The following is a 10,491-nucleotide window of genomic DNA, read 5'->3' on the forward strand; positions in this document are numbered from 1 at the left end:
CGTTGGGATTGGAACTGGATGGAGCGCTAGAAAGCTTCTGCCGGATTGATCCAGCCGGAGTTCACTGCTCAGATGGAAACGGCACTGGATGCGATCGCAATCGGTGAGCAGGACTGGCAGTACGTATCTGATCGGCTGGAACCGGGACTACTTTGCACCTGCAATTTCCAAGGCCAAGTCTCAACTCCTATCTCTACCGACTTTTGCTGAGCAGCCTCCAATTGCGATTGCTCAGGCGTCTAAGAAGGCGTCTGGCTCTCAAACGAAATCGGCGAAGGGGCAAGCGACGAAAACTAAATGCCCCACCTGCGGTGCGGTGATGATGGCAAGGTTCCCTCTCGCTCCAAGAAGATGAAGGCTAAGCACTTCCTCAAGTGCTCTGGGGCAAGTTGCAGGACGGTGATGTTTTGGAATGCTAAGGCGAAACGCTATGAACTGCCTCAGGCTCAGCGGCAGGCTCTGCATCCAGAGCTGTTTAGGGATCATCCTTGCCCAGTCTGCGGTGCGATGCTGGAGCGCTATGCCTATACCAAAGACGGTCAAGATAAGGTGATGTTACGCTGTTCGATCCTAAAAAATCGGCGTGGGAAGTGCAAGGAAGTGGCCTATTTCCAGAGTCGAGGAGCGTTTTGGTCACCTCAGTTCGGCACGCTGCAGGAGTAACCCTAAGCGTTGTCAGTATGAAGACGGCTCACAACCGTTCGGCGGTGACTCGCTCTTGCTGGAGTACCTAAGCATAGATGCAGTCTCTGGCACTGGCTGCGATCTCGTCCTAATCCTATTGGGTGAGCACTTGGCTAAAAGTAGGCAATAGTTGGCTCGAACCATAGTGTTTTCCTTCAATATCCAAAATCCCTTCTCTCATCTTTCTTTGACTCTCAAATCCCTCCGACAAGAGACGCAGCTGCGTCAATCGGAACAGGTCTGCCGATTAGATAACCTTGAACCTTCGATACGCAGAGTTCACGAAGCGTCTTTAATTCTGCGCTCGTCTGAACTCCTTCTGCAACAGTTCTACTACCAGTTTCTTCGGCAAACCGGATCAAAGCTGCTGCAAGAGCCCGACTCGAAAAATCTGAATCAATATGGCGGATAATACTCATGTCTAGCTTAATTACATCTGGCCTTAACTTCAAAATGTGGCGAAAACTAGAGTATCCTGCGCCTGCGTCATCCACCGCCAAGCGTAAACCTCGCCTACGAAACAGTTCGAGCATCTGAGCAAACTTCAGATAATCAGCTACTGAAATATGCTCAGTAACTTCTAACACGATCCGGTCTACCGGTACGTTATCAAGCACAGCAGTCAACGCACCACTCAGAATGGCATCAGGAGAAATATTGAGCGACAAGTATACATCCTCGGGCAGAAAATTGAGCCCTCTCAAGGCTTGCTCAAGCACTTCTAGTTCTAAACATATACCTAGACCCACTTTATAAGCTTCATCGAACCATACATCCGGTGAACGAGTTGGAACTGATAGAAATCGAGTCAGGGCTTCAAATCCAGCGATTCGATTCTCTTCAATATCCCAAATGGGCTGATAAACAATCATAAATTCTTTAGAGGCAAGCAGAAAGTTAATTCTCTCTGTTATCTCATTGTGAATTTGTACTGTCTTAACTTGTCGTTCGATTTGAAGCGCAACGAGGTTTGCAAAGGCACTCATAACTGCAATAGAACGTTCATCCAGAGTCTGATCAGGGGTTACGCTAAAGCAACAGAAAGTCCCATACGTATGACCGTCCGCCAGATAAATAGGAACGCTCAGATGAGCACCGATCGGCAGACTAGTTGTGATCGGCAACTCTAAGGCTTCAGGAAAACAGGCAGCATCTTGCATTAACTGAGGCAAGCGCCCGTCTACAATCCGTTGACAATAGCTTTCCTCTAACAAATCAGATGTGCCTACTTGAATAAACTGCCTATTAGGTAAAGCATCAACATACTTGAATAAACGTCTACCGCCTGAGAACTCTGAGATGAAGGCAACATCCATATCTAAGGACAAACGGATAGTTCTTAGAATATCTATAATTACTTCATCATTACAGCTATAACAAGCGTGATTTTTAGTATCAGATGAATTCTGACCATCATGCGCTTTTAGAGGCAGATCAACCATGCTTATTCAGGCGCTTCTAGAAATACAGTCATGGGTCAAATTCTGCATTTGCAGATCCCAAAATTTAACCCATAGATCACAGTATTCTCGACACAGAAATTCTATATGTTTATACTCCTCAGGAAGTAATGATTGCATCAGAACTTGCCATAAGTCTGATTCATGGACATCATCATCAGCCTCGGACTGAGCATCGCTGCTTTCCCCATGACAGAGATAATAGCCCGAAGTTGTCGTCACACCTGAAGCTTTCGCATTTCGCCTCATTGGGGCACTAAAGAGAACAACAACTCTCTCGGCTACTGCTAACAGGCTGGTAACCGCACTTAAGCTTTCGTAAGAGGATCGCAAATGCTGCAAAAGCTGATGGGCAATTGGCGACGGAACATATTCCGATCTCTCAATTGGGCTAATACCTAACTCACTCAGAACGTTCTCATAAAGTGGATAATGTGCTCGGTAGGGAGTGCCACAATATCCATTGGGTTCGCTAGTATCAGCATCGAACCGAAAACCAAATTCATCAAGAATATTGAAGGTTAGAAGAAAGCGGGCCGCCATTTTCTGGCCAGCTTGCAGTCGTGGTTCTAGCTGGCGACATTGGTATTGTGCCATCAGCAAAGCATCGGTAAATTCCTGAACAATGGCATGTCGATACTCCAAATGAATCCGACTAGTTGCCGCCTTCGAGAAAGTAGCATGATTCAGTGCAGAAATTGCTGGATGCACAGATACGGGATGGCTCAAAATCATATCCTGTACACGAGCAACAAACTCTTGATTCTTAGACCAAAGCGCATCAGGAATTGAATGCCGCATCGTTTCTCTAGCGATTTGACCAGAAATACTTGAACTCACTACAAACTCCCTTGGACACCAAATAGAACATACCCACAGTCAACGCAGAGGATACAGGAATCGACATCAAAAGCACAGATCGTTCCGTTTTTAGAGGTCATGAGAAGGAGCACAGATGAAAGCTCTCTTACAAATTTCAAGCACCAAGCCAAAATGACCAAGCCTAGCTCGTTGCAAAGCTCAAGAGCCACTTACGCTGATACATCAAAGATATGTGAGAATCATCCAAGGATGCATAATCTGGACTGGCTAGCCGACATTCTGTATTTCTCATTGAGAGAAACGATAATACAGATCTGTACACATGTCAATCAGTTGTATTGTATTCAACAGCGATTCTTTTGTACAAGTACCTCCTGTTATCCTGTATTATTTGATTCTTAATTCTCTTAAATTCTTCTTTAAAGCTTGGTTCGTATAACCTTTTTCAACATCTTTGGTCATTTTCTGTCATTATCTTGAGTGTCGAAATATCTATGAGTAGCAAACCAAAAGAACGTTTGATTGAGAATGCTCTGAAACTATTTTGTCAGCATGGCTTTTTTGCCACTGGAATTGACACCATTCTCGCTGAAGCGAAGGTTTCTAAAACGACCTTGTACAGAAATTTTAGGTCAAAAGAAGAGCTAATTATTGCAGCCCTTCGTAGGCAAGATGAAAGTTTCCGCAATTGGTTTATGCAAGCTGTGGATAAAGCATTTAGCGATCCCGTTGACAGAGTGATCGCTGTTTTCGACATCTATCAATCATGGGCTGAGAGAGAAGAATTTAATGGTTGTGCTTTTGTCAAAGCCTCAGCTGAATATCCATCTATCGAATCTCCCATTCATGCTATTTGTGCTGAGCATAAGAGACTGATGATGCGATATATTCAGAGTCTAATAGAGGCAGCTGAAATTCAGGACTCTGCTAATGTCGCAACTCAATTTATGGTTCTTTTGGACGGAGCTACAGTACTGGCCCAGATTATGGGGGAATCTCACCCCTTCCAACAAGCCAAAGAATCTGCTCAAAAACTGATTAGCAGTACTTATTAAGCCAATGTCAGAACTGATTACTTTGTGCAAGCCTTGATAATCTGCCCTTGATAGCGTTGCTCATAGTAGTTGGCACTCGGACGTCATAGCTTCCCCCAGAACTCCAGAGCCGATAGAAGAGGCGAGCCAATTTATGAACAGTGGCTGTAATGGCTTTGGGTGTTGCCAATCGTATTCGTAGACGTCGATAAAAAAACCCTAGAGCAAAATCGGGCTATCTGTTCTCCGGTCGCAAGGGTGGCTGTATTACCCGCCAGGCTTGTGATATAGCTTCGAGACAAGCTTGCGATCGCATCGGTCTACGGGGCTTCAGTACCCACAGCAATCGGCGCACTTGGGCGACCAAGTTGGACAAAGCCGGAGTCCGGCTGAAGACGATCCAAGATCTCGGCGGATGGACTTCGATGGCGGCACTACAGCGCTATTTGGAGGTGTCGGATGAAGAGAAGGTAGATGCGATCGCAAAGTTGTGAAGTGGTCAAACTACGCTGAAGATATTGCTCTGTTAACACTGGGTATTTTACAAACAATGATGGTGAAGCCTGTGAGAGTCTGCGTTGACGAGAGGTGAGTGTGAAATACTTCAATCCCAAGGTTATGAAGCCGAATGTCAGCCAGTTTCATGAGGCTGTGAGAGACAAGATAAGTGAGTCAGGACAGCAGAGTGTTGCTTACAAAGCAGTTCTAAATTTGTTTGAGCAAGCGCAGTCACTGTATCGGAGTCTAGATGGTGTGACATCTCCAAACATTGCTCACCTGAAGGATGCGAATAAGTACCTTACCCAACGGCAGGAGACTGACGCTATCGCGCTCACAGCTTTGTATGTACGGAGTTTGGGAACTATTTTTGCTCATAATGCGGTGAAGCAAGACACCACGCTCAGCGACCAAGGGGTATGTCAAATAGATTGTGTCAAAGGTAAAAACTCAAGTTGGAAAGCGATCGCTGAAATGAAATACCCCGCCGCAAGCGGACGGGGTATCAGAATCAAAAAAGAGCAAGTTGATTATCCCGATGCAATTTGAGGTAATCTTTGCCTTGGGCTTGAACATATTTGGCGATCATTCCTTCATCCCCGTGGCGGCCTACTGTACTCGCAAAATATCCATCACTCCAAAACTCGCCTCCCCAAAGTTTCTGCTTCACTTGAGGGCATCGTTTGAAGACTTCTCGTGCAGTTAAACTTTTCAGCATCGTTACCAGTTTGGTCACACTATAGGTCGGCACGGACTGCACTAGAAAATGGACATGGTCTTTGTCCACTCCAATTTCGACAAACTTCACCTCGTAGCGTTTCTCGATTTCGAGGCAGACCTCTCGCAGAACCGCATCTACTTGCTCATCAAACACAACCCGTCGATACTTTGCTGGAAACACTAAGTGGTATAGCAAAACTGTTACGTTATGACTCTTGTGGATGTACTCACTCATTCTTAGATCTTACGCCGCAGAGCGGCGGGGAATGGACCCAAGAGATTCAACCGGATCATTCGCTTCCTGTGCTTCAGAAGGAGAATCGAATCCAGTTAGCTTCCCTTCAGCCGGACAGGGTATCTCAAAGCCCGCCTGATAGCTACCTGAAATCGTATTGGTGCGGTCGGTTTCAGCGGTTCCCCAGACAACATCAATACGCGCGATGATACCTTCGAGGCCCGTAATTCCGGTAGGAAAATCGCTCAGCGCAACATTTTCAAGCCCTGGCACCTCTGCAATTTTGGCTTTGTCCCACCCCTTCAAATCAATAATCGGCACCGCATCAATGTTGGGAATGTCTGCGATCGCAAATTCATCGAGCGTCGTCTCACCCAATTGAATATCGCTCAAACCGGGATTGCGCTCCAAAAAACCTGAGATCGTCTCACTGCCAAAACTAATCTGTCCGGTCGTTTCAGAGAGCAGCTGCTTGACCGGGGCTACTTCATCGACCCGGTAATCTCCGAAGTAAGGAATCGCATAGTCAAGATTGGATAAGGTTTGACGTTCTAGGAGATCGAAGCTCGATAAGCGAGCGTCGGTGTAATTAGTCCCGGTGAGTTGATTGATCTGTCCTAGCGAGAGAGCCTGTCCATTCAATGAGGCCACATCCCCCAGCGTCAGAATGTTACTCACCGAATCGCCCACTTCCCACTGACGTTGAAGCCCTTGAAATTTAACGCGACCGCTATCTTCAACTGTTCCCAAATCCAGGAAAGAGACCGTTTCAAAGTCAGGAATGACATCCTGATAGGCAGCACGTTGAGGCTGCGCGGTTGGCACAGGTTGAGCGAACGTCGGAACCGCTGATAGCAACCAAGCTCCGATCGCAACGAGGAGGATGAGTAGGCATCTCAATAGGTTTAGCATGGCTCTAAAATTCGGAGCGTTCTCCATCCGCGAGCTGGACACGGCGAGAGTAGCGATTGGCCTGAACGAGATCGCGGGTAGTGAAGGCATCCTCATCAATTCCCATCAATGACTGTTCCGGCACGGCAAACCGCGAGGTATCTGGCCCGGATACCGGAATGGCATAATCTGCCCGATTGGCAATGGCAGCAATTTGGTCACTAATATCCCGCTGCGTTGCTGCTGGAGTAAACGTTTGGCGCTCCTCTAAGAGGCTCTCTAGCTGAAGCTGTGGTTTGTCAGGGCAACAGTTGCCTCGGCGCATATCGCAGAAATAATAAGCATCAGCGACATGCCGCACTGCTTTGGCTACTTCAGCGGGCGTACAGCCGCGATATTCCCGCAGCAGAATGCGCCAATCTCGATCTGAGAAGTCGTACTCGAAATATTGGCCGAGGTGAACCTTAAATACTTCCCAGAGCGAACCCGCGTGGGGCATGCCAAAGAAATGGATATACTCAAACCGCCGAATCATCTCGGCAGGCAGCATCTGAAGGTGATTAATCGTGGCGAACATCACCACAGGCGAGGTGTGATCCTGCATCCAGCTCAGAAGCTGACCAGCCATCTTCCCCAGCACGCCACCTTCAACGCGAGTATCCCAACCGGAAAAGGCTTTCTCAAACTCGTCGAAAAACAGAATGCAGGTGCCAATTTCGTCTACAAAATCCAGTAAGCCGTTCAGGTTCTTCATTGACTCCTGAACAGTACGACCGACCAAACTATTCCAATCCGCACTCACGAGTGTGCCGCCAATATGTTTGGCCGCCAGCTTCGCCGCTAGCGATTTGCCAGTACCAGGAATACCCCACAGCAAAATGGCTTTCGGCGGCCTCAGGTGACGAGTTGCAGCTTCTGGCTGCAACAGCAAGCGGACTTTATCTAGAGTTTCGTAGAGCCGATCCATCCCGGCTGCGACAGGCACATCGGGTTCTGGCAATAAGTTGATACCGCGTCCTTTCAGCTTTTTGGTCTTGTAATTCATTACCAGATCGGTGATGGCGTCAATATTGACTACACCAGAAATCCGTGCAGTGGCCCGGTGCAGGGCAATCTCGATCTCACCTCGGGGTAAGCCAGAACATGCCTGGGTCAGTTGACGCTGACGGTTCCGATTTTCTTGGTTTTGCTCCATGCTGAACACATCCCAGCAAAATTCTGCTACCAAACGCTGCACAGCCTCTCGGCTTGGTAACGGATACTCCAGAGCAGGCAACAACGGATAAATATCCAGCGGAATGTGTGGATCCGAATCGAGCAGGATGATGTACTGCTCAATATTGGTTTGCCGCAGGGCAAAATGAGCATTCTGAATCTCATGCACCTGCCGATCGCTGATGTCCTTCAGCAGTCCAGCCAGCACAAATACGCCCGGTCGGAGCAAACTCACCACCCGAGCAATTGGGTATGTCAAATAGATTGTGTCAAAGGTAAAAACTCAAGTTGGAAAGCGATCGCTGAATTCAATCGCGAAGCGGTTGAGAGCGGGTTTCCAGTCGCGAATGGGCATGGTTCACTTTTTGGCAATATTTTGAATTGCCAAGTAGATAACTTTTAGGGCAGATTCATCGGTTGGAAAAGCTCGGTGGTTTTTAATCACCTTTCTAAGAGTCATATTCATCGATTCAATCGCATTGGTCGTATAGATTGCTTTACGAATCTCCGGTGAAAAAGCAAAGAAGGGAATAATCCGCTGCCAATGATGAAGCCAAGACCTGCTAATGGTTGGATATTGCTGGTCCCACTGCTCGGCAAACTCAACTAAGCGCTGCTCTGCTTCAGTCTCAGTGCTGGCCGTGTAAATCAGCTTGAGGTCTGCTGCAACCGCCTTACGGTCTTTGTAGGACACATAGCGGAGTGAATTTCGTACCATGTGAACAATGCACAACTGCACCTGGGTTTGAGCAAAGACCGCTTCAATGGCATCGGGAAAGCCAGTGAGGCCATCACAGCAAGCGATGAAGATGTCTTTGAGACCCCTATTTTGCAGCTCTGTGAGCACTTGAAGCCAAAATTTGGCAGACTCGTTCTGGGTCATCCACATCCCCAAGAGTTCTTTGGTGCCAGACAAGTTAACCCCAAGCGCCAAGTGAATCGCTTTGTTGATCACCCGCCCGTCTTGTCTGACTTTGACCACGATGGCATCAAAATAGACGATGGGATAAACCGGGTCGAGCGCGCGATTTTGCCAAATTTTACGCTCCGTTTCAACCGCATCCGTGACGTTCGAGATCAGCCCGGCTGAGACCTCAACGCCATACAGGTCTTGCAGTTGAGCCTGAATGTCACGGGTACTCATGCCCCTGGCATAGAGGGACAAGATCTTGTCATCAAAGCCCTCGAAGCGGGTCTGCCCCTTCTTGACGATGATGGGTTCAAACTCACTGTTGCGGTCACGGGGAACATTGATTTGAGCTTCTCCAAACTCCCCTTTGATGGTCTTCTTGCTGTGGCCGTTGCGGCGGTTACGAGTTGGCTTGACGTCGCTTTCAGGCTCCGCCTGTTGCTCGTCCAGATGGGTTTTCATTTCCGCATTCAAGCAGCGTTCCACCAAAGCCGCCGTGAGCTGCTTAAGAATCCCTCCATCCCCCAGCAGGTCTTCGGGATTCTGATAGCCTTTAAGCAATTCATCCAGGAGTTCAGGTCGAAAAGTCATAGTACGAGTCTCTTAGGTTCAATAGTTCATTAGATCTCATCTCTGACCTTTGACACAATCTAATTTACAATCCCGACGATTCTCGATAAAACGTATCACAAGGGTCGTAAAGTTGCTGAGGACTTCAAAGCCAACATGAAGATTGTCTTCGACGAGCTTCTGCCGCAATGGAATTACACAGCAAAACCAGAATTACAGGTTATTTAATTCACAATCCTTAGGATTCAAACAATTTATATTCACTTGTAAATAAGAATTGAGAACCTTAAAAATTACTCACTTTTAGCGATAAATAGCCTCAGTCACTGAATAATGAAAGACTATTTAAGGCATCTTTACTTAACATTTCTTCGCAAAGATCTCACCTGAGCGTCTATCTTCATGCTTCAGCATAACGAAAGCCAGGTAATAAGCGATACACTTAATCTCTGCAATAAATTCCGTAACTTTTCCCTGTTTGCTTTCTGTTAACAACATGCAATCGACTGTGCATTTTCCCCAGGCTCGCCTTTCTACTGGAGTGGATGGGCTTGATCGTGTGCTGCGGGGTGGACTTTTACCCCAAAAATCATATCTACTACGTGGTGAGCCAGGCAGCGGCAAAACAACGCTGGGGCTACACTTCCTCGCCTGTGGGTTGGCAGACAATTCATCCTCAATCTACATCACTCTGGGTGAGTCAGCCTCTCAGCTTCAGCACAGTGCTCAGTTGCTTGGTATTCACTCGGATCGGCTGCATTTTCTAGATTTAAGCCCGACTACTGACGTGTTTACTCAGCAGCAAAGCTACGACATTTTTTCTCCGTCTGAAGTGGAACGGAGTCCAATTACGAAGTCGATTTTAGATGCGATCGCAACTGTTCAGCCCCAGCGGGTCGTAATCGATTCCATGACTCAGTTTCGCTACCTATCTGTTGATCCGTTTCAGTTTCGTCAGCAGAGTATTGCCTTGCTGCGATATTTAACTGGCCAAGGTGCAACCGTTCTTTTCACGTCGGAAGCGAGTATTGAAGCGCCCGATGAAGACCTACAGTTCATCAGCGACGGCATTTTGCAGCTCATCGCCACCACCACCCAGCACACGATTCAAGTTCTTAAGTTTCGCGGCTCCAGCTTCATCAGCGGCAAGCACTCCATTCGCCTCAGTGACGAGGGGATGACGGTATTCCCAAAACTGGAGTTCAAAAAAGAAGAAAAAGCCAAATTTGAAGTTGAGTCTGTCCCATCCGGCATTCCTGAAATGGATGAATTGCTTAACGGCGGTCTCGAACGCGGTACCATCAGCTGCCTGATTACGGGGCCGAGCGGCGTGGGTAAATCAACACTGGGACTACAGTTTGCCAAAGAGTCCGCCGGACGGGGCGAACGCACGGTCGTTTATCTATTCGAAGAAGCCAAAGAAACCTTGGTTCAGCGCTGCGAATCGGTCAA

Annotated in this window: 11 protein-coding genes and 1 pseudogene; 6 read left to right on the forward strand and 6 right to left on the reverse strand. The window is 47.6% G+C overall.

What is annotated here, in order from left to right; genetic code table 11:
* Positions 1-72: 72 nt before the first annotated feature.
* Together AC286M_RS36050 and AC286M_RS36055 are read left to right on the forward strand one after the other, a co-directional pair.
* Positions 73-210 carry a hypothetical protein gene (locus AC286M_RS36050; RefSeq protein ID WP_488209023.1) on the forward strand — a complete coding sequence of 46 codons (138 nt, stop codon included), beginning with the start codon at positions 73-75 and terminating at the stop codon, positions 208-210.
* A gap of 192 nt (positions 211-402) precedes the next feature.
* Complete coding sequence (locus AC286M_RS36055; protein WP_488209024.1) at positions 403-663, forward strand: hypothetical protein; 261 nt, start codon at positions 403-405, stop codon at positions 661-663.
* Between the two features lie 215 nt (positions 664-878).
* Here the strand turns inward: AC286M_RS36055 and AC286M_RS36060 are convergent, their stop codons facing one another.
* On the reverse strand, positions 879-2,126 hold the full coding sequence (locus AC286M_RS36060; protein ID WP_488209025.1) for a sensor domain-containing phosphodiesterase: 1,248 nt from the start codon (positions 2,124-2,126) through the stop codon (positions 879-881).
* A gap of 6 nt (positions 2,127-2,132) precedes the next feature.
* On the reverse strand, positions 2,133-2,945 hold the full coding sequence (locus AC286M_RS36065; protein WP_488209026.1) for a heme oxygenase-like domain-containing protein: 813 nt from the start codon (positions 2,943-2,945) through the stop codon (positions 2,133-2,135).
* Between the two features lie 515 nt (positions 2,946-3,460).
* Here AC286M_RS36065 and AC286M_RS36070 point away from each other — a divergent pair.
* From AC286M_RS36070 to AC286M_RS36080, 3 genes are all read left to right on the forward strand, one after another.
* Positions 3,461-4,021, forward strand: coding sequence for a TetR/AcrR family transcriptional regulator (locus tag AC286M_RS36070; protein WP_488209027.1), 561 nt, complete (start codon positions 3,461-3,463; stop codon positions 4,019-4,021).
* Between the two features lie 245 nt (positions 4,022-4,266).
* On the forward strand, positions 4,267-4,494 hold the full coding sequence (locus AC286M_RS36075; protein ID WP_488209032.1) for a tyrosine-type recombinase/integrase: 228 nt from the start codon (positions 4,267-4,269) through the stop codon (positions 4,492-4,494).
* A 100-nt stretch (positions 4,495-4,594) separates the two neighbouring features.
* The gene (locus AC286M_RS36080) at positions 4,595-5,047 is read left to right on the forward strand and encodes a hypothetical protein (protein WP_488209028.1); all 453 of its coding nucleotides are present in this window, start codon (positions 4,595-4,597) and stop codon (positions 5,045-5,047) included.
* On the opposite strand, the gene tnpA is transcribed toward AC286M_RS36080, so the two are convergent.
* The 4 genes and pseudogenes from tnpA to AC286M_RS36100 all read right to left on the reverse strand — a co-directional run bounded on the left by tnpA (position 5,010) and on the right by AC286M_RS36100 (position 9,060).
* Entirely contained in the window at positions 5,010-5,453 is a 444-nt protein-coding gene (gene tnpA, locus AC286M_RS36085) for an IS200/IS605 family transposase (RefSeq protein ID WP_488202591.1), read from the reverse strand. The two genes, AC286M_RS36080 and tnpA, sit on opposite strands and share 38 nt — an antisense overlap.
* A 9-nt stretch (positions 5,454-5,462) precedes the next feature.
* A complete protein-coding gene (locus AC286M_RS36090) occupies positions 5,463-6,365 on the reverse strand; it encodes a hypothetical protein (protein ID WP_488209029.1) in 903 nt (300 codons plus the stop codon).
* Positions 6,366-6,369: 4 nt separating this feature from the next.
* Entirely contained in the window at positions 6,370-7,818 is a 1,449-nt protein-coding gene (locus AC286M_RS36095; protein WP_488209030.1) for an ATP-binding protein, read from the reverse strand.
* A gap of 24 nt (positions 7,819-7,842) precedes the next feature.
* A pseudogene (locus AC286M_RS36100) lies at positions 7,843-9,060 on the reverse strand (IS256 family transposase).
* A 475-nt stretch (positions 9,061-9,535) separates the two neighbouring features.
* Between AC286M_RS36100 and AC286M_RS36105 the strand changes: the two are divergent.
* A partial coding sequence (locus AC286M_RS36105) for an ATPase domain-containing protein (protein WP_488209031.1) occupies positions 9,536-10,491 on the forward strand: 956 nt, incomplete at its 3' end.

The sequence above is a fragment of the Thainema salinarum CENA647 genome (genome assembly GCF_057732415.1).